At 66.6% G+C, this 18,825-nt stretch carries 16 protein-coding genes; 8 read left to right on the forward strand and 8 right to left on the reverse strand.

Going from position 1 to position 18,825, the window contains the following annotated elements:
- Positions 1-45: 45 nt before the first annotated feature.
- The gene (locus I2487_RS02880) at positions 46-1,833 is read right to left on the reverse strand and encodes a BCCT family transporter (protein ID WP_207172482.1); all 1,788 of its coding nucleotides are present in this window, start codon (positions 1,831-1,833) and stop codon (positions 46-48) included.
- Positions 1,834-2,149: 316 nt separating this feature from the next.
- Here I2487_RS02880 and I2487_RS02885 point away from each other — a divergent pair, with 316 nt between their 5' ends.
- Positions 2,150-3,385, forward strand: a complete 1,236-nt coding sequence (locus tag I2487_RS02885) for a class I SAM-dependent methyltransferase (protein ID WP_207172484.1) — start codon at positions 2,150-2,152, stop codon at positions 3,383-3,385.
- A gap of 165 nt (positions 3,386-3,550) precedes the next feature.
- Here I2487_RS02885 and rpsA read toward each other — a convergent pair whose 3' ends face one another.
- Entirely contained in the window at positions 3,551-5,062 is a 1,512-nt protein-coding gene (gene rpsA / locus I2487_RS02890) for a 30S ribosomal protein S1 (RefSeq protein ID WP_207172486.1), read from the reverse strand.
- 264 nt (positions 5,063-5,326) lie between these two features.
- Positions 5,327-6,739, reverse strand: a complete 1,413-nt coding sequence (locus I2487_RS02895; RefSeq protein WP_207172488.1) for a GNAT family N-acetyltransferase — start codon at positions 6,737-6,739, stop codon at positions 5,327-5,329.
- A 283-nt stretch (positions 6,740-7,022) separates the two neighbouring features.
- Here I2487_RS02895 and I2487_RS02900 point away from each other — a divergent pair, with 283 nt between their 5' ends.
- The gene (locus I2487_RS02900; protein ID WP_207172490.1) at positions 7,023-7,673 is read left to right on the forward strand and encodes an arsenate reductase ArsC; all 651 of its coding nucleotides are present in this window, start codon (positions 7,023-7,025) and stop codon (positions 7,671-7,673) included.
- Here I2487_RS02900 and I2487_RS02905 read toward each other — a convergent pair.
- Together I2487_RS02905 and I2487_RS02910 are read right to left on the reverse strand one after the other, a co-directional pair.
- On the reverse strand, positions 7,660-8,463 hold the full coding sequence (locus tag I2487_RS02905; RefSeq protein ID WP_207172491.1) for a maleate cis-trans isomerase family protein: 804 nt from the start codon (positions 8,461-8,463) through the stop codon (positions 7,660-7,662). The two genes, I2487_RS02900 and I2487_RS02905, sit on opposite strands and share 14 nt — an antisense overlap.
- A 131-nt stretch (positions 8,464-8,594) precedes the next feature.
- Positions 8,595-9,122 carry a DUF3830 family protein gene (locus tag I2487_RS02910; protein WP_207172493.1) on the reverse strand — a complete coding sequence of 176 codons (528 nt, stop codon included), beginning with the start codon at positions 9,120-9,122 and terminating at the stop codon, positions 8,595-8,597.
- Between the two features lie 118 nt (positions 9,123-9,240).
- Here I2487_RS02910 and I2487_RS02915 point away from each other — a divergent pair, with 118 nt between their 5' ends.
- Positions 9,241-9,951: a maleate cis-trans isomerase family protein gene (locus I2487_RS02915; protein ID WP_207172495.1), complete on the forward strand. Its 711-nt coding sequence runs from the start codon at positions 9,241-9,243 to the stop codon at positions 9,949-9,951.
- Between the two features lie 33 nt (positions 9,952-9,984).
- On the opposite strand, the gene I2487_RS02920 is transcribed toward I2487_RS02915, so the two are convergent.
- Positions 9,985-10,407 (reverse strand): GNAT family N-acetyltransferase, encoded by a 423-nt coding sequence (locus I2487_RS02920; protein WP_207172496.1) that lies wholly within the window; start codon positions 10,405-10,407, stop codon positions 9,985-9,987.
- A gap of 4 nt (positions 10,408-10,411) precedes the next feature.
- Positions 10,412-11,383, reverse strand: coding sequence for a CPBP family intramembrane glutamic endopeptidase (locus tag I2487_RS02925; RefSeq protein WP_207172497.1), 972 nt, complete (start codon positions 11,381-11,383; stop codon positions 10,412-10,414).
- Between the two features lie 75 nt (positions 11,384-11,458).
- On the opposite strand from I2487_RS02925, the gene I2487_RS15675 reads away from it, so the two are divergent.
- Together I2487_RS15675 and I2487_RS02935 are read left to right on the forward strand one after the other, a co-directional pair.
- Positions 11,459-12,700, forward strand: coding sequence for a histidine kinase (locus I2487_RS15675; RefSeq protein ID WP_207172498.1), 1,242 nt, complete (start codon positions 11,459-11,461; stop codon positions 12,698-12,700).
- Positions 12,697-13,389, forward strand: a complete 693-nt coding sequence (locus I2487_RS02935; RefSeq protein ID WP_207172499.1) for a response regulator — start codon at positions 12,697-12,699, stop codon at positions 13,387-13,389. The genes I2487_RS15675 and I2487_RS02935 overlap by 4 nt, the downstream gene beginning before the upstream one ends.
- Positions 13,390-13,904: 515 nt before the next feature.
- On the opposite strand, the gene polA is transcribed toward I2487_RS02935, so the two are convergent.
- Positions 13,905-16,751, reverse strand: coding sequence for a DNA polymerase I (gene polA / locus I2487_RS02940; RefSeq protein WP_518523693.1), 2,847 nt, complete (start codon positions 16,749-16,751; stop codon positions 13,905-13,907).
- A 138-nt stretch (positions 16,752-16,889) separates the two neighbouring features.
- Here polA and I2487_RS02945 point away from each other — a divergent pair, with 138 nt between their 5' ends.
- The 3 genes from I2487_RS02945 to I2487_RS02955 form a co-directional block, all read left to right on the forward strand.
- On the forward strand, positions 16,890-17,423 hold the full coding sequence (locus I2487_RS02945) for a hotdog fold thioesterase (protein WP_207172502.1): 534 nt from the start codon (positions 16,890-16,892) through the stop codon (positions 17,421-17,423).
- A gap of 8 nt (positions 17,424-17,431) precedes the next feature.
- On the forward strand, positions 17,432-17,641 hold the full coding sequence (locus tag I2487_RS02950) for a hypothetical protein (protein ID WP_207172503.1): 210 nt from the start codon (positions 17,432-17,434) through the stop codon (positions 17,639-17,641).
- Between the two features lie 376 nt (positions 17,642-18,017).
- The coding region (locus I2487_RS02955) for a hypothetical protein (RefSeq protein WP_207173006.1) at positions 18,018-18,825 on the forward strand (808 nt) is incomplete at its 3' end.

Here is an 18,825-nt window from a genome sequence, read left to right on the forward strand (position 1 = left end):
CGGGACCTTCTCTGTCATTCAGCGAGCTGCCTGAATCGGCGCAGCTCAGTTCTTCGGGTACGAGCCGTCCGGCTGGGTGTGATCCAGGATCGGGACGTCGCCGGTGCGCACCCGGTACTCCTCCACGATCGGAGGCTGCTCCGCGTGGTCCACATCCGGCGCGTTCTCCGGCTGGGTGCCCTCGTGATAATCCGGGGCGACCACGGCCTCGGTGAGCGAGCCATCCGGCTCCTCCATGCGGCGCTGGTACTCCTCCGGAGGCAGGGTCCGCAGCCAGCGGCGGGTGCGCAGGAAGCCGACCTCGCCGGCGTCCTCGCGCATGGCCCGGGAGAGGTTGTACATCATGAAGTAGCCCAGGATGAAGAACGGCAGACCCAGCACCAGCGCCACGTTCTGCAGCGCCTCGAGCCCGCCCTCGCCGGTGGCGGTCAGCAGCACCGCGGCGATCAGGCCGATGGAGATGGTCCAGAAGGCTCGCTGGTGCAGCGGCGCCTTGCCCTCGTAGCCGTTGCACATGTCATCGAGCACCAGCGAGCAGGAGTCCATCGAGGTGATGAAGAAGATGCCGACCAGCATGATCGCGATCGAGGAGGTCAGCGTGGCCAGCGGGAACTCGGCGAGGAACGCGAAGAGCGCGCCTTCCACGCCCTCCTCGAGCACGGTATCCACCACGCCGCCCTCGCCGTTGAGCTCAATGTCGAAGAGGCCGGTGCCCCAGATGCCGAACCAGACGATGGTGAACAGGGTGGGCAGGCCGAGCACGCCGGCGACGAACTGGCGCACCGAGCGGCCGCGGGAGATCCGGGCGATGAAGATGCCGACGAAGGGCGCCCAGGCCACGGTCCAGGCCCAGTAGAAGATGGTCCAGCTGTCCTGCCACCCGGTGTTCGACAGCGTGTCATTCCACAGCGCCAGCTCCGGGAGCATGGTGGCGTAGGTGCCGGCGAACTCGACCACGCCGCGCAGCATGAACACCGTGGGGCCGGTGGCCAGGATGAAGATCAGCAGCAGGATGGCGGTCCAGATGTTGAAGTTCGAGAGCCGCTTGATCCCCTTGTCCACGCCGAGCACCGCGGAGACCGTGGCGATCAGTGTGACCACCGCGATGATCAGGATGAAGTTCCAGGCGGCGTCGCTGATGCCCAGCAGGGTCGCCAGTCCGGCCTGGATCTGCAGCGTGCCCAGACCGATGGAGACCGCGACGCCGAAGATCGTGCCGACCACGGCGAAGATGTCGATGGCCTTGCCGGCCGGGCCGTGGATCTTGTCGCCGAGCATCGGCTGGAAGATCGAGGAGACGCGCGGGGGCAGGTTCCTCTTATAGATGAAGTAGGCGAAGGCCAGGCCGGGCAGCGCGAAGATCGTCCAGGTGTGCAGGCCGAAGTGATACAGCGTGAAGCCCATGGCCTCATTGGCCGCTTCCATGGAACGGGGCTCGATACCCTCCTGCGCGCCGCGGGGCGGCTCGGCGAAGTGGTAGGCGGGCTCGGCCACGGCCCAGAACATCAGGATCGTGCCGATGCCGGCGGCGAAGAGCATGCCGAACCAGGCGATGTCGGAGTGTTCCGGCTCGTCCCCGTCTGAACCGAGCTTGATCCGGCCGAAGCGGCCGACGGCGATGAAGACGAGGAAGATCAGGAAGATCGTCACGCCGGAGATGTAGAACCAGCCGAGGTTGTCATAGATCCAGCCGGAGCCTGCGCCGAAGAACTCTCCCATGCCGGTGGGCATCAGCAGGGTCAGGATCACGAAGCCGAGGACGATCGCGGCCGAGCCGAAGAAGACGATCGGGCTGGTTCTCAGCCTGAGCAGGTCGTGGAGCCGTTGCAGCATCTCTGCCTTTCGTGGAAGTGGTCACTGCCAGCGCCCGGCGGCGATGGAACCCTCGGTTCCCTCTCGGGACACGAGATCGGCGGCCTGACACCTGACGGGCGGGATGATCGTCCTACGGTATGGAATTTAGTCCCATGATGCACTTTCGTGATCCGGATTTCGGGCTTCTCGGGCCCGATCCGGGAGGCTCGCGCGCGCATAACTCCCGGTATGAGCCGGATCCAGTCCCGGCGTCTCATTCAAGTAACGATTCTTGGCGGAAGCTGGTGCGGAGCTGTCCGGGAGCCGTGACCGGGTGATCCTCTAAGCTGACTCCATGCCATTTCCTGCGGGTCAGACCCCCGATGTCCAGCCCTCCGCGCTCACCGCGAACTTCGATTTCACCCCGCTCAGCCCACCGCCCGAGGCGGTGGACCTGCTGCTGCTCGACACCGCAGCCGCCTGGTGGGAGAACGGGCATCCACGCGAGGACGTGCTGATCCTCGATGACCGCACCGGCGCGCTCACGCTGCCGATCTTGGACTCCCTGATCACCGAGGCCGGCACGCCTGGCGCCGCCTGCGCCACGGTGGAAGAGGCCGTGACGGCCGTGCGGGTGCTCGCCGATGAGCTTGGCGCCGAGCGCGCCCTGGGAGGCAACGCCCGTCGCGCCGAACTGCCGGCCCCGGTTCCGGCGGAGCTTCCGAGTCTGGACGAGCCGGCCCCGGCTGCGTTCACCGGGGTGCACACGGTGCTGATGCACCTGCCTCGGTCCTTGGAGACGCTCACCGACTGGGCCTGGCTGATCCGCGAGCACGCGGCGCCCGACGTCGTCGTGCTGGCCGTGGGCCGCGACAAGCATATGAACCACTCGATGAACCAGGTGCTGGAGAAGAACTTCACCGACGTCTCCGCCGGCCGCGGCCGCTCGAAATCCCGGGTGCTTACCGCGCGCGGACCGCGCGCCGACGTGCCCCGCTCCGCGCCGCGGAAGAACACGCACACGGTGACGATCCCCGGTGCTCCGGCCACCGAGCTGACCCTGTGCAGCCTGGGCGCCACCTATGGCGGCACCAAGCTCGATCCCGGCACCCGGCTGATGCTCGAAGCCGTGGAGGCCCACCCGGGGTTCCCCGGCGCGGAGTACCTGATCGACTTCGGCTCCGGCAACGGCACGGTCAGCGCGTTCCTGGCGCTGCGGCATCCGCAGCTGAAGGTGATCGCCACCGATCATTCGGCCTCCGCGGTGCAGTCCACGCAGCTCACGGCCGAGGCCAATGGGGTCGCGGACCGGATCGAGACCGTCCGGGACGACGCGCTGTCGCGGTTCGAGGACGGCTCCGCCGAGCTGATCCTGCTCAACCCGCCGTTCCACCAGGGCAACGCGGTGGACCCTGGTGCGGCGCACCGGTTGATCCGGGCCGCGGCGCGGGTGCTGGCCCCGGGCGGTCGGATCTACAGCGTCTGGAACTCGCACCTGAAGCACCGCAGCGTGCTCTCCAAGGAGGTCGGGATCACCGAGCAGCTGGCCCGCGACGCCCGGTTCACCGTGACGGTGTCCACCAAGCGCTGAGGCGCCCTCTGAGGCCGATGTAGGAAGCCCGACGCAGAGCAGGCCCACACATGGAGTAGTTCCAGACAAAGTAGTTCCACACACAAAGAAGGCCGGTCCCACCCAGAGGGTGGAACCGGCCTTCTCTCTGTCACTCAGGCGGGATCAGTGATCCGCCTTATGAGTTCAGCTGTTTCCGGTGAGCTTCTCGCGCAGCGCAGCCAGCGCCTCGTCGGAGGCCAGCGTGCCGGCGTCCTCGGAGGAGGTGTTCTGCGAGGAGGAGTAGTTCGACGGAGCCGGCTCCGACTTGCTGGAGCTGGAGCTCGAAGAGCTGGAGCTGGAAGAACCGACAGTGGCCTGTGCGGCGGCTTCGGCGTCGGCCTCGATGGCGGCGACGACCTGCTTCTTGTGCGCTTCCCAACGCTCCTGGGCCTTGGCGTACTGGGCCTCCCAGACGGAACGCTGCTCGTCGTAGCCTTCCATCCACTCGTTGGTCTCCGGATCGAAGCCCTCGGGGTACTTGTAGTTGCCGGCGTCGTCGTACTCGGCATCCATGCCGTAGACGGCCGGATCGAACTCGGCACCCTCGGGATCGACACCCTCGTTGGCCTGCTTCAGCGAGAGGCTGATGCGGCGGCGCTCGAGATCGATGTCGATGACCTTGACGAAGAGCTCGTCGCCCACGGAGACGACCTGCTCGGCCAGATCCACGTGGCGCACGGCCAGCTCGGAGATGTGCACCAGGCCCTCGATGCCGTCTTCGACGCGGACGAACGCACCGAAGGGAACCAGCTTGGTGACCTTGCCGGGCACGACCTGGCCCAGCGCGTGGGTGCGGGCGAAGGTCTGCCACGGATCTTCCTGGGTGGCCTTCAGGGACAGGGAGACGCGTTCGCGATCCATGTCCACCTCGAGGACCTCCACGGTGACTTCCTTGCCGACCTCGACGACCTCGTTCGGGTGATCGATGTGCTTCCAGGAGAGCTCCGAGACGTGGACCAGACCGTCGACGCCGCCGAGATCCACGAACGCACCGAAGTTCACGATCGAGGAGACGGTGCCGGTGCGGACCTGGCCGCGCTCGAGCTTGTTCAGGAAGGAGGAGCGGACCTCGGACTGGGTCTGCTCGAGCCATGCACGGCGGGACAGGACCACGTTGTTGCGGTTCTTGTCCAGCTCGATGATCTTGGCCTCGATCTCCTGGCCGATGTACGGCGCGAGATCGCGGACACGGCGCATCTCGACCAGCGATGCGGGCAGGAAGCCGCGCAGACCGATGTCGAGGATGAGGCCGCCCTTGACGACCTCGATGACGGTGCCGGAGACGACGCCGTCCTCTTCCTTGATGCGCTCGATGTCGCCCCAGGCGCGCTCGTACTGTGCGCGCTTCTTGGAGAGGATCAGGCGGCCTTCTTTGTCCTCTTTGGTGAGGACCAGAGCCTCCACCAGATCGCCGACGGCGACGACCTCGTCCGGGTTCACATCATGCTTGATGGACAGCTCGCGGGACGGGATGACGCCTTCGGTCTTGTACCCGATGTCGAGGAGGACCTCGTCGCGGTCGACCTTGACGATGGTGCCCTCAACGAGGTCGCCGTCGTTGAAGTACTTCATAGTCGCATCTACAGCGGCGAGGAACTCTTCTGCGGTGCCGATGTCATTGACGGCAACCTGTGGGGCAGTGGTGGTGGGGGTCATGTAGTAGGGGCTCCGATATGGATTGTGGCTGGCGTGGTCAGTGCGCGGCTTTGCCGTACACGATGGCACTCCGGCGCACAGAGCGATCAACAGAAGAACAGGGTGAGCTCGTCAGGTCCCGATTCCGGCGGCGAGGCCGAAGAGCGGACTTTCGAGCTTGATCTGCATCAGATGTCAGGCTCGACTCTGTGCGCAGAACGCGCCGTGTCAGTTTATACCGGCAATCCAATCCGAATCAACCGCTGGCCGGAGCCGGTGGACCGCTTAGAAATGTGTCGCACAGAAGGGCGGCGTGGGCAGGTCCATGATCCGGGAGATCCGCTCCACGTCTTCGGCGGTGGTGTCCTTCAGCCGTCCGGCGGCGTACAGGGTGCGCACCGAGACGTCGCCCAGGTAGAGCGAGCCGAGGGTCTCGACGCTGAGCTGGAGCGTCGGGAGATCTTCAGCTGAGTCTTCGGCCGCCGCGGCACCTGCTGCCGGGGTGACCGTGGCGGCGCCGTCGTGAACCCTGACCGTGAAGCTGCCGCCGGTGATGCCCATGGCGTCCTCGAGTTCGAGCCGGAAGGCGCCGTCGACGGACCAGGCGCGGGCCTGGAGGGCCTGGACCACGTCGAGGATCCGAACCCAGAGCAGGTCCCGGAGCCCGGTGACCTTGTAGCTGCGCGGGTTCAGAAGTGCGGGCTGCAGCGGGTCAGCCAGCGGCGCGGTGCGCATGGTGGCCCGGCGGACGATGTCGAGCCCGGCGATGTAGTCCCACAGCGCCAGGTGGCTCTGGTCGTCGGCGGCGATCAGGTCACTGATGCGGATGGTGCTGGGATCGGTCTCCCAGCCCTCGTGCCGGTAGGTCACATAGCCGCCGATCGTGCCGTCCTCGCGGACATGCACGGCGGCGCGCAGCTTGCGGTTCCAGGAGCTGAGGTCCTCGGCGTTCCAGCGCGCGGTGGCGGCCTTCTGGTAGGTCTGCTGGCGTCCGATCGATCCGCGGGTGCGGGCGTGGAAGGCCTCGAAGCTGGTACCGATGACCTCGTCGAGCTTGACCGGGTCTGCGGAGATGACCCGCCCGGAGGGCTCGCTGCGCAGCGCGAAGCCCTCGCCGTGGCCCTCGCCGAGGTCCACCTGGATATTGGCCTCGCGGGTGGCGCAGCCGAAGCCGAACCGGCCGTAGATGCCGCCCTCAGAGACGGTGAGCGCAGCCACTGGCACGCCGTCCTTGACCGCGCGAGCGAGCGCGGAGGTCATCATGTGCTTGAGGATGCCGCGGCGGCGGAAGCTCGGGCTCACCGTGACCACGGTGATCAGCCGGGCGTCGATCGGGCCGGCCGGTCCCCCAGCGTTGAGCGTCTTGTCATAGTCGAGAAACGTGCCGACCGGATGGTCGGCGTCGAAGCCGACCTGCGTGTGGGCGCTGCCCCAGGACTCCTCGGCGGCGTCGTCCCGGTCCACGTAGACGCCGGTGAGGGTCTGCTCGTCCTTGATCAGAACCTGACCGATGTGGTTGATCTGCTCGTCGCTGAGCCAGGGCTCATAGAAGCCCTGCTCGGCGGTCCGGATGAAGGCTGCGATCTTCGCGTCCACCGTGGTGCCATCTGGGTTCATGGCTACGGGGAAGGTCTCGCTGCGCAGTCCGGAGGCAAGCGGAGCGATCTCGGGCTGCTGGGGTGCGTGTAGGTCTGCCACAATGCTCCACAATATCGGTCCGGCGGTGCCGGGGCCAGACGAGCGCGGCAGAGCACGGCGCATGAGGGGCCAGTGCGCCGAATCCCAGAATGACCGACCCGCTTTTCCATTGACAGCCATCGATGCAACTCCCCATACTCAATATCGACGGTCGTCAATCTTTCGGGAAGCACCCGGGCACGTGGCACGGACCAAGGGATTGATCTCTGTTCCCGCTCAGCATCGCTCTCCACCGTGGCAGGCTCGACCGTCTGCCGGTCAGCACAACCGAAGGGACTCCCCCATGAGCACGTCACCGAGCGCCGAGGCCGCGACCAGCGCCCACGAACATGTCCTGCACCGGATCAGTGAGGAGCTCGCCGTGACCTTCGCCGGGGTGTTCGCCGCGGAGACGATCGAGCGCTATGTCTTCGAGTCCTATGCATCCCTCGCGCGGACGGCCAAGATCAAGACCTACCTGCCGATCCTCACGCGGCGCTTTGCGCAGGACCGGCTCAACGCCCTCGCCCACGCCCAGGGCAAACAGCTCAGCGGCGTCCCGGAGGTCCTCTTCGTCTGTGTGCAGAATGCTGGCCGTTCCCAGATGGCCGCCGCGCTTCTCAAGGACCTCGCCCAGGGTGCGATCAACGTCCGCTCCGCAGGCTCGATGCCCTCCGAGCATCTCGATGAGAACGTCGTCACGGCCATGGAGGAGATCGGGATCAGCCTCGAGGAGCAGTTCCCCAAGCCGCTCACCGACGACGTCGTCCAAGCCGCCGACGTCGTGATCACCATGGGCTGCGGGGACACCTGCCCGATCTACCCGGGGAAGCGGTACGAGGACTGGAACATCAGTGACCCGGCGGCGTTGGACCTCGAGGGGGTCCGCACCGTCCGGGAGGCCCTGAGGACCCGGGTCGAGAACCTGGCCTCCGGGTTGATCACTCTGCCCTGACCCGCTGCGGTGCTGGGATCGAACCGAGGCCCAGCAGCCCAGGCTGAGCCGTCCGGTGCAGCAGTGACTGCCCCTCACCGTTCGCGAGCCTTCCCAGGCGCCTCAGCCCGGACCACATCGTAGCCTGGTTCGCGGTGATGATGGGCTTTCCCAGCTCAGCCTCCAGGGGTGCGATGAGGTCATAGGTAGGAAGGTTGGTGCAGCTGACCACGATCGCCTCGGCGTCGGGCGTATCCGCCTGACGGATCAGCTCCGCGGTCTGCGCGTAGGGCACCTCCCAGATGTGCCGGTCGAGCCCGAGCTCGGCACTGCCGCTCACGCCGACGCCGTATTCGTTGAGGAACGACTCCATGAGCAGCGAAAGCGAGGGCAGATAGGGCGTGGCCGTCGCGACGCGTCGGATCCCGAGGGTGCTGAGCGCTTCGACGACGGCGCCGGACGCGGTCACCGCTTCCCGTGAGCCGGCGTCGTTCATGGCGCGCACGAGCTCTTCCTGCCCTGCCCGGCCGCGCACGAAGCTGCCGGAGGAGCAGGCGTAGAGGACCACCTCCGCGCGTCCGGCGGTGACGCTGCGGACGCCATCGGTGACGATTCCTGCCTGCGCGACCTCCCGGGCGAATTCCACCGTGACGACGTCGTCCAGGAAGGGCGTCCGGGTCACCAGCAGGTCGACGTCGGCGGGCAGCCAGCGCCACAGTTCGGCGTCGAGCTCCATGTCGAAGGGGATGACGACGCCGAGCGCGCCGCGGGGAGCCGGGCCGAACAGCGGGCCCTGAGTCTGAGGTGCCATTTCTGCTCCTATACATCGCATGATCGTTGAAATGACGGATACGACAATCCACGGAGGTGCGCCATGACAGCTGAACCGCACTGGTCTTGATGGAGATTCTGACTATAGGGGGTCACACCCGCTTGGAGGTTTCAGTCAGGTGAACTCGGACTGGGATCCTGCGTCTCGACCCGGGCGTAGCTCAGGGTCTCTCCGCGAGCGCCGCCCATCCAGATGTCCTGGCACGCGGCGGCGAGCTCCTCGAGTCCCTCCTCGATCGTGGCGAAGACGTTGCCCGGCACCCACCCGACGTCGCCGTTGATCAGCAGGTTGTTGCGTCCGTAGAACACGGCCAAGTCGATCAGCAGCCGGTTCTCGGCGGTGCCCGCGGAGGCGTCGTAGCCGTAGGCGGGGTTGTCCAGCACGCCCTCGAAGGTGAAATAGCAGAGGTCTCCCGGGATCGGGGTGACGGTCTGATTCTCGGGACCGGGCTCCTCGGCGGCGAAGGCCGGGACCAGGGCGTAGATCTCGTTGCGTGCGAATTTGCCGTGGAACACCTGTCCGGACTGGGGCAGGGCCTGCCACACCGCCTCGGCGGTGCGCGGGGCCTCGTCGTCGAGCAGTCGCGCCTTGGCGGTGACGCCGCGCTTCTCCAGGGTGATGGTGAGGTACCGGGTCATCAGTAGTCTCCATTCGGTGAGCTGCATGCAGCAGGGGACGACATCTTATGATTGTCTACAATCTACCTGTAGATTTCGCTAAGACACGCTACGCATCACGAGAGGGACCTCCACCACCATGTACACCCTCGCCATCCTCTACCCGGGATACAGCGCGGAGGACGAGTTCCCCGCCCTGGAACAGCTGATCCCCGACACCTCTTTTCGGGTGATCCACACCTGGGAGGGCAGCACCGACCACGATGTCGAGGCACTGTTGACCCTGGGGTCTCGAGCCAATCTGGTGCCCTCCGCCGAGAAGGCCCGTGAGCTCTCCCCCGGCGCGGCGATGTGGGCCTGTACCTCGGGCAGCTTCGTCTATGGCCGGGAGGGTTGCCGGGAGCAGGCGGGGTGGATCGAAGAGGCCGCCGGGGTCCCGTCCTCCTCCACCTCTCTGGCCTTCGCCGAGGCGGTGCACCACCTGGGGCTGACCCGGGTGGCGGTGGCCGCGACCTACCCGGAGGAGGTCGCGGCCCACTTTGCGCAGCTTCTGGAGGACGACGGGATCACGGTGACCGCGCTGTCCACCTACGACGTGCCCAGCGGAGAGGACGCGGGCCGGTTGGACGCCGAGTGGGTGCTCGAGACCGCCCGCGCCGCCGACCTGACCGGCGCGCAGTGCCTGCTGATCCCGGACACTGCGCTGCATACGATCGCCGTGCTGCCCCGGCTCGAGGAGGCGCTGGGCGTGCCTGTGCTCACGGCCAATCAGGTCACCGCCTGGCAGGCGCTCCGGCTGGCCGGTCACCCTGCTCGCGCTGAGGGGCTCGGGGCCCTGTTCAGCCGCTGAGCAGGATGCCGGCGCCTCGGGAGATGGAGGTGCTCAGTCGAACCTCAGGAACGCTCGGATCGGCCCACCCTGGAACTCATCGGACCTGGTGTAGCCCAGGGCCTCGTAGAACGCCCTCTGCTGGGGCTCATCATCGGTGATCAGGACCTTCTGACGGACATGCGGGTATTCGGCGAGCGCCCGCTGCGCCAATGCGCGGCCCACCCCGGCTCTGCGGTGTGAGGGCAGAACCAGGATGTCTTGGAGATAGCAGATCGAGCTTCCGTCCGAGATGACCCGGGCCAGCCCCACCAGCAGCTGGTCCTCGTGGGCGGCGACCAGGGTCGATGACCCTTCCAGTGCCTGCCGGAGACTCTGAGGGTCGTCTGTGTAGGCGGTCCACTGCACTGCCGTATAGAGCGCAAGCACCTCGTCGAAGGTCAGGTCTGTGGCTGCTACTACCTCGGTGGTGATCATGGACTCATCGAACCACACGGCCCTGCCGGACCGGTTCGAGCCATCCCAGGCCCTGAGCCCGAGAGACCCACCAGAACAACCCTGCCGACACCCCGAGCGTCATGGGAACGCCGATCAGCAAGACCAGGGGTGACACGGTGCCCTGTTCCAAAGACGAGGCGCTGAACGGGGCAAGCAGGAACAGGGTGAGGTTGTTCGCGGTATGGACCACGATCGCGAGTTCGAGACCACCGCTCTTCCACACCAAGATCCCCATGCAGATCGCGAAGACAGCAATCTGTATCTGACCCACCCAGTCATAACCATGCCCGATCATGAACAGCGGCACCGGCAGCAGGATGCCCCACACGGGTGACCGGAGCCAGGTGCCCAACATCTGTTGCGGCAGACCTCGAAAGGCATACTCCTCCCCGGCACACTGCAAGGGGGCCAGAAGCAGAATGATCACAAAGACTGCTGCTGTCCGGAGATCTGCGCTCGGCCAGGCGAAGTCCTCTGGAGGGGATACCAGGAAGCTGATGGCGTGTACCGCTGCGTAGAGCGGGAGGACTATCGCCGCAGCGTGAAACAGCATCCTCCAGCGGACACGTCCCGCCACTGAGTGGATCGCGCCCCGCAGACCTCCGCCCCAACGCGCACCGAGCACGACCGCAGGGAGCATCAGGGCGATCGTCCCGAGAGCGATCAGCATGTCTGTCGGATTCCTCGGGTCCTCGAGCATTTCAGAGGGCGCCCATGCCGCCGGGACGATGAACGCGGCCAGTACGGAGAGGATCAGCACGGCGACCATCATGGCGACATACAGTCCGGCGGCGACCCCGAAGGTGGAGAAAGGCCGCCACCAACGCGCCGTTCCGGTGTGGCCGTGGGAAAGCCGGTGGTAGGACAGTTCGAGTTCTGTGGGCTGTTGAACAGGTGGGGAGTCAAGGATCATGGGACCAGCTTCGAACCAATCGAACCCCGGCAGATCGTCCATGTGGTCGCACTCTCAGCGGCTGAACTCCTCCATTCGGACGATACGGGTGAGGCGCGGCCTCCATAGGATGACCAGGTGACTCACTCGACTCCTCTCCTAGACGGCAAGCGTGGGCTGAGGCTGCTCGGTGACCGACCTCGCCTGCGAGCTGCGCTCATCTCCACCTGCTGCACTCTCCTCGGAGGCTTCACCTTTCTCATCCTGCTGGGCGTGGAGCTCGAGGAGAACGGAGGTGATCTCCCGGGTCGGGCGGCTTTGCTAGTGCTCCTCGACGCGCTCCTCGGCCTGGCGGCATGTGCCGCGGTGGGCCCCGTCAGGGGGTCCCGGGTCGGCAACATCGCCGTCGTGGTGCTTGCGGTGGGGAGCACCTGGGCGTTGCCCGCATGGATCGTGAGCGTGGTCCGGCTCGGGGCGCGGCGTTCCTACCGTCTGGACGGTGTGGTGGTTCTGATTACCGTGCTGGGCGGCCTAGGCTACGCCATGCTCCGGGACTCATCGGCGGCTCTCCCGATCGATGAGGTCATGCTGACCGGGCTCGGTGCTCTGGCACTCACCGTCGTGGTGCTCCTCTGGGGGCGAGTTCGTGGGACACGCTCCGCCTTGGTGGCCGCACTGCGCGAACAGGCCAAGTCCGCAGAACGAGCCCGGGGCGCTGCGGTGCTCATGCGGGAGGCAGAGATCGCGCAGGCGCGGGCGGAAGAACGCAGCGCCATCGCCCGCGATATGCACGACGGGATCTCCCACCAGCTCGCCATCGTCGCGATGCATGCAGGAGCGCTGTCCTACCGCGCGGATCTCAGCGCCGAGCAGCGACGCGCCACCGCGCACACCGTGCGCGATGCTGCTGCAGACGCCAACGTCATGCTGCGCGAAGCGCTCTTGGCGCTGCGCGAGACCGACGACATACGCCCCACCTCACCGCTGCCGAACACCGCCACCCTGGAGCGAATGGTGGATACCGCCCAGGCGGCCGGTCACGATGTCTCGCTGCGGTGGAAGAACATCACGGCCACCGCGCTCGCTCAGAACCCCCAGCGCGCCATGACGCTGGCACGCATCACCGAGGAGCTGCTCATGAACGCCCGAAAGCACGCACCGACGGATACCGTCTCGGTCGTCGTCGAGGGCACCCCCGAGGCGGTGACGCTGCATGTCAGCAATCCCGTCTCGGCGCACCACGCTGGCCACAGCTCGGACGCGCTGGGCACCGGGCTCGGTCTGATCGGGGTGACCGAACGCGCGCAGCTGCTTGGTGGGAGTGCACGGTATGGCGTCACGGCCGCCGGCACCTTCGACGTCGAGGTCAGGCTCCCATGAGCGCAGAAGTCGGGCAGCGGCGGGTGAGTGTGCTGATCGTCGATGACGAGACACTCATGCGTTCCGGTCTAAGGCTCATGATTGAAGGAATCGGCGGGATCGTGGTGGCCGGCGAAGCAGCCGATGGTTCCGAGGTGCTCGAGGCCGTGGACCGGCTTGACCCCGACGTCGTCCTGATGGACATCCGCATGCCTGTGCTCAACGGGATCGACGCGACAGCCGCCCTGCGACGGGCCGGTGCACGAGCCCAGGTGGTGATCCTGACCGCCTTCGACACGGACGCGCTCCTGCGCGATGCGCTGTTCGCGGGAGCAGTGTCTTTCCTGCTCAAGGATGCGGAGCCGGGCTTAGTGGTCCGCACCATTCAGGATGCGGCGAGTGGCAGACCGTCCTTCTCCCCTAAATCGCTGGCGCGACTCGTGGAGCTGGCCACAGCCAGGAAAGAACCTGCGCCGTCGGCTCCCGTCGCGCGCCGTCAGGTCGGCGTGGACATGTCCCGCTTGGTCACTCCACGCGAATGGGAAGTCGGCCGTTTCGTTGCCCAGGGGATGACCAACAGCGAGATCGCGGAGGCGATGTACCTGAGTCCCACGACGGTGAAGGCTCACCTCTCCAGCCTCTTCGCGAAGCTGCAGCTGACCAACCGAGTGCAGCTCGCGGTCTGCGTGCTGGAGCAGGACTCGCACTGAGCTCTGCGTCGCAGCTCCCGACGGTCTCTCCCCCCCCAGCGACGGGCATTCGAATACACGCCCGTTCTTGAACATAAGCTTCTTCTGCGGTGTGATGGGGACATGGGACCAATGTTCGCGACTCTGGCCATCTTGACCGGGGTCAGCCTGTGGCTGCTCTCCTTCCGCGAGAGACACATGGCCAACCCCGGTCGAAAGATTCCCCACTTCGGCGCTCCGCCCAGGAGCGATGGAAGGGCGTCGCTCTACCTCATTCTGGGCGCGGCACTTCTTGGAGTCACCGCGAGCTACGTATCGAGTCAGTCCTCCCTGTGGGTCGGCGTGCTCCCGATGTTGTCGGCAGGGCTGTTGTACTCAGCCCTGATCTATCGGCATAACCGCAGCATCGATCGAGAAGACCACGCGCTGAGCCATGGCCGTGGCTCCTGAGAGTGGATTTCTCCCATGGCTCTGCGACAAACGGGCCGGGGCGGGCCGGAACCTGACCTGACCCACCCCCGGCCAACAGGCCTGGCTCAGTGCGCGGCCTCGTGCCAGGAGGAGCCGACGCCCACGTGGACATCCAGTGGGACATCGAGCTCGGCGGCGGCGCCCATGCGGGTGGTCACCAGCTTCTCCAGGGCCTCGCGTTCCCCTGAGGCCACCTCGAAGATGAGCTCATCGTGGACCTGCAGCAGCAGTCGGGACTCCAGGCCCTCGGAGCGCAGCGCGGAGTCCACGCCGATCATGGCCTGCTTGATGATGTCCGCCGCGGACCCCTGGATCGGAGCGTTGAGTGCGGCGCGTTCGGCCATCTGGCGCAGCTGCCGGTTCTCGCTGCTCAGGTCCGGCAGGTAGCGGCGCCGCCCGAAGAGTGTGGAGGTGAACCCGTCCTGCTTGGCCTGGGTGACCACCTCACGCAGGTAGTCCCGGACCCCGCCGAAGCGTTCGAAGTACTCGTTCATCAGGTTCCGGGCCTCATCGACCCCGATGCCCAGCTGCTTGGAGAGTCCGAAGCTGGAGAGCCCGTAGGCCAGTCCGTAGCTCATCGCCTTGACCTTGGACCGCTGCTCGGGGGTGATCTCAGAAGCCTCGACCCCGAAGACCTTCGCGCCGACGAAGTTGTGCAGGTCCTCCCCCGCCCGGAACGCCTCGATCAGCGCCTGGTCTCCGGAGAGATGCGCCATGATCCGCATCTCGATCTGGGAGTAGTCCGCGGTCAGCAGGGTCTCGTAGCCGGGTCCGACCACGAAGGCGTCGCGGATCTTCCGACCGGCCGCGGTGCGCACCGGGATGTTCTGCAGGTTCGGGTTCAGCGAGGAGAGCCGGCCGGTGGCGGCCACGGTCTGCGCGTAGGTGGTGTGGATCCGCCCGTCGCCGTTCACCGCTTCCATCAGCCCGGTCACGGTCTGGCGCAGCTTGGTGGAGTCGCGGTGGTTCATCAGGTGCACCAGGAACTCGTTCTGGGTCTTGATCAGCAGCGCCTGCAGGGTCTCCACGTCGGTGGAGTAGCCGGTCTTGTTCTTCTTCACCCCGGCGGTGGGCAGCTCGAGCTCCTCGAAGAGCACGGTCTGCAGCTGCTTGGGCGAGCCCAGCTTCACCTCGTGCCCGACCACCGCGTAGGCCTCCTGCGCGGAGGCTTCGATGGCCGCGGCGAACTCCGCGTCGAGTGAGTCCAGCTTCTCCGGGCTCACCGCGATGCCGGTGAGCTCCATCTGCAGCAGGATCTCGGCCAGTGGGATCTCCATCTCGCGCAGCAGCTTTTCGCCGTTGCGCTCCACCAGCTGCTCGCCCAGCGCCTGGGAGAGCTGATGCAGCAGCATCCCATGCAGCGCGGCGGTGTCCAGATCTTCGGCGGTGACCCCGGGCAGCAGGTCCTGGGATGAGAACAGGTCCGGCCCCTGGGCGCCGGGGGCCTCGTCCTCTTCGGTGCTGTGACCGCCCAGGTAGGCGGCCGGGTCCGTGGAGACGCCCAGGTACTGGGTGACCAGCTCGGTGAAGGCGAAGTTCCGCCGGTCCGGCTGGATCAGGTAGCCGCTGATCAGGGTGTCCTCCACGGCGCCGCGCAGGTGCAGCCCGCGCCAGGCCAGCCGCTTGCCGGCGTCCTTGATGTCGTGGACCAGCTTCGGCGCGTCCGGGTCCCCCAGCCATTCGGCCAGCACCGCGTCGGCGGCCGCGTCGAGCGAGGTCAGGGAGAGCGCCAGCGCGGGGATGCCGGTCGGCTCGGGAGCCGAATCGGCGTCGTCGTCGGTCTTCGCGGTCTTCGCGGTCTCGGCGGCATCTGCGGTGCCTGCGGTGCCAGACACGTCCCCGGAGGCCGAGGGCACCAGCACGACGGCGAGGGCCTCGGCCACCCGGGCGGCCTCGTCCCGCTTGGGCTTGGTGGTCAGCGATTCGCCGCTGCGATCCAGGCAGACCGCGATCGCCATCGGGGCTCCGGCATGGGCCTTCAGGAAGGTGCTGAGCTTCTCGGCCTCTTCGGTCACGGTGACCTCAGGCAGCGCCTCGGTCGGGGTGGGAGCCACCACGGTCTCCGGGAAGCGGGCGGAGAAGGTCTCGAAGAGCCGCTCGCGGATCTGGTTGAACTGCAGCGCGTCGAAGAGCGGGTCCAGGACCTCGCGGTCGGGAACCTGCAGCTCGGAGTCCTCCAGGGCCACCGGCAGCTCCAGGTCGCGCAGCAGCAGGTTCAGCTCCAGGTTGCGCTCGACATCGGCGAGAGCCTCGCGCAGGTTCTCCCCGGCCTTGCCGCCGATCAGGTGGGCGTTCTCGATGATCCCGCGGGTGGAGCCGTATTCGGTGATCCACTTCGCGGCCGTCTTGGGTCCCACCTTGGGCACGCCGGGCAGGTTGTCCGCGGACTCCCCCACCAGCGCGGCGAGGTCCGGATACTTCAGCGGCGGGACCAGGTACTTCTCCTCCACCGCGGCCGGGTCGAGCATCGCGACCTTCGAGAGCCCGGAGGTGGGGTACATCAGGGTGGTGCGCTCGGTGACCAGCTGCAGGGTGTCGCGGTCACCGGAGACGATCAAGGTCTCCCAGCCGGCGGTGTCGGCCCGGGTCGCGTAGGTGGCGACGATGTCATCGGCCTCGTAGCCCTCCGAGGTCACCACGGCGATGTTCATGCCCTCGGCGACCTGCTTGATCAGGTCGATCTGGCCGCGGAACTCCTCGGGAGTCTTCGCGCGGCCCCCCTTGTACTCGGCGTAGGAGGTGTGCCGGAACGTCGGGGTGTCCAGGTCGAAGGCCAGGATCACGTGGGTGGGGAGTTCCTCACGGATCAGCTTGAGCAGCATGTTTGTGAAGCCATGCACCGCGTTGGTGTATTGGCCGGAATCCGTCAGGAAGCTCTCGGTGGGCAGGGCGTAGAACGCCCGGAACGCCATGGAGTGACCGTCGATGACCAGGAGTTTATTGGGCTTAGTTGACACGCCCACCAGCCTATCGCGAGCCCCGGGTTCACCCCAGACCTGCCCCGGCGCAGATCCCGGCCGCTGCGCCCGTCGGCATCTAAGCTGAAGCCCATGACTTCTGCGCATGACGACTCAAACCCGCTCTCGAACTACCCCGTCCCCGGCGTGCCCACTCCAATTCCAGAGGAGGAGGAGCGGACCGCCCGGATGGACGCCGCGAACATTCCCGAGGAGTACCGGAAGTGGACCGGCCCGCACGGGACCACCCCGCTGGGCGCGAAGATGGGCCTGCGCTACCTGCAGATGGGCCCGGACAAGATGGTCGCCACCATGCCGGTGGGCGGCAACGAGCAGAACGTGGGCCTCTTCCACGGCGGCGCACACATGGTGCTCGCCGAGACGCTCGGCTCGATCGCCGCGATCCTGCACGCGCGGGTCAACCTGGGCATCGACAACGCCGTGGTGGGCACCGAGCTCGGCGCCACCCACCACCGCTCGGTCACCGAGGGCCTGGTCACCGCCACCTGCACCCCGATCAACCTGGGCCGACAGCTGACCAGCCACGAGATCGTGATGACCGACGACGCCGGCCGCCGCCTCTCGACCGCCCGGATGACGAACATGATCCTGCCCAAGCGGGACTGAGGAGCCTGGTGAGCAATTTCAGCAAGGCGTTCCTGGTGGCAGGGGTCTTCTACGCGGTCGGGATCGCGGTCGTCGCGCTGCTCGCCAGCCATCTGCTGATGGAGTCGATCGGTATTCTGATCGCATTCTCTGCTGCGGTCTGGCTGGGCGCCCACAACTACTTCGAGTCGCGCACACCGAAGAAGCCAGCCCCGACCGAGGACTCCACCGGGGCATAAGGGGCATCTGGCGGCGGCCGGTGTGAGCCGCTCCGACCTTCCAGTGCCCGTCCCGCAATCTGTCGCATCCTCATGCCATGTCCCATCGCTATGGACGGATATTTCGATGGGGACATGGCATGAGGATGCGACAAAGCTCTGGGAAGGACGCGGGCAGAGGCGACCACATCAGGGTTCGCGAGCGGAGGATATGCAGTCTTGAAAGGGCCATAGAGGTCCCTCAATCCCTGCATTTCTGCGCGGATCGATGAGTCGAGCAACTTTTTTCGGGAATTCACCATCCAATCCAGATCTGGCTCCGAACAGTGCTTGCGTGGAGTGATCGAGACCACGTTCACCAGTAGCACGACTACATCACCTTGACGAGGAGTCCCTTATGCGTACCTCCAAATTCTTTGCTGTTCCCACCCTGGCGCTTGGCGCGCTGCTGCTCAGCGCCGCCCCGGCCATGGCCCACTCCGGACACGGCCCCGAGACCGATGGCACCGCCACCGCTGATTCCAGCCAGTCCTGGTCCTTCCAGGCAGATCTTGACCCGCTGAACAACTCCGGTACCGTCGGTGATGTCCTCATCGAGGGCCAGGGCAACCAGGCCACCGTCTACATGACCGTCGACGGCGCAGCCGAGACCTTCATGGACGCTCCCTTCCCCCATGCCCAGCACATCCACTTCGGCGCCCAGGGCCTCTGCCCGTCCCCGGATGCTGATCAGAACGGTGACGGAGCGGTCAACGTCGAAGAAGGCGCACCCTTCTACGGCGGCATCGGCTCCTCTCTGACCATCGAGGGTGACACCTCGGCCGATTCCGCTCTCGCGGTGGAACGCTTCCCCGGTGGTTCCAGCTACACCTATGAGCGCAGCCTGGAGATCCCCGATGACGTGCTGGCCTCCATCGTCGATGGCACCGGCGTCGTCGTGGTCCACGGCGTGGATCCCACGGTGCTGAGTGAGGAAGCCGCGAACGCTCCCTCGGAGCTCGATGAGTCGCTGCCCTTGGCTGCGACCCTCCCGGCTGCCTGTGGCACGCTGAGCGCTTCGCAGATGGACGGGATGCCTGAAGGTGGCGCCGATACCGGTGTGGCCGCAGGTTCAGAGGGTGCAGGGATGGCCATGGCCGCCGGTGGCGGCGTGCTGGCTCTGGGCGCGATCGGTGCCGGTGCCTACATCATGCGCAAGCGCCCCA

Origin of the sequence: Nesterenkonia sp. E16_10 (genome assembly GCF_017347085.1) — a bacterium.
GTDB lineage: Bacteria > Actinomycetota > Actinomycetes > Actinomycetales > Micrococcaceae > Nesterenkonia.

Coding starts and splice junctions, on each gene's coding strand:
- I2487_RS02880 (WP_207172482.1), bottom strand. CDS start 1,833: ATGCTGCAACGGCTCCACGACCTGCTCAGGCTGAGAACCAGCCCGATC.
- I2487_RS02885 (WP_207172484.1), top strand. CDS start 2,150: ATGCCATTTCCTGCGGGTCAGACCCCCGATGTCCAGCCCTCCGCGCTC.
- rpsA (WP_207172486.1), bottom strand. CDS start 5,062: ATGACCCCCACCACCACTGCCCCACAGGTTGCCGTCAATGACATCGGC.
- I2487_RS02900 (WP_207172490.1), top strand. CDS start 7,023: ATGAGCACGTCACCGAGCGCCGAGGCCGCGACCAGCGCCCACGAACAT.
- I2487_RS02905 (WP_207172491.1), bottom strand. CDS start 8,463: ATGGCACCTCAGACTCAGGGCCCGCTGTTCGGCCCGGCTCCCCGCGGC.
- I2487_RS02910 (WP_207172493.1), bottom strand. CDS start 9,122: ATGACCCGGTACCTCACCATCACCCTGGAGAAGCGCGGCGTCACCGCC.
- I2487_RS02915 (WP_207172495.1), top strand. CDS start 9,241: ATGTACACCCTCGCCATCCTCTACCCGGGATACAGCGCGGAGGACGAG.
- I2487_RS02920 (WP_207172496.1), bottom strand. CDS start 10,407: ATGATCACCACCGAGGTAGTAGCAGCCACAGACCTGACCTTCGACGAG.
- I2487_RS02925 (WP_207172497.1), bottom strand. CDS start 11,383: ATGGACGATCTGCCGGGGTTCGATTGGTTCGAAGCTGGTCCCATGATC.
- I2487_RS02935 (WP_207172499.1), top strand. CDS start 12,697: ATGAGCGCAGAAGTCGGGCAGCGGCGGGTGAGTGTGCTGATCGTCGAT.
- polA (WP_518523693.1), bottom strand. CDS start 16,751: ATGGCGTTCCGGGCGTTCTACGCCCTGCCCACCGAGAGCTTCCTGACG.
- I2487_RS02945 (WP_207172502.1), top strand. CDS start 16,890: ATGACTTCTGCGCATGACGACTCAAACCCGCTCTCGAACTACCCCGTC.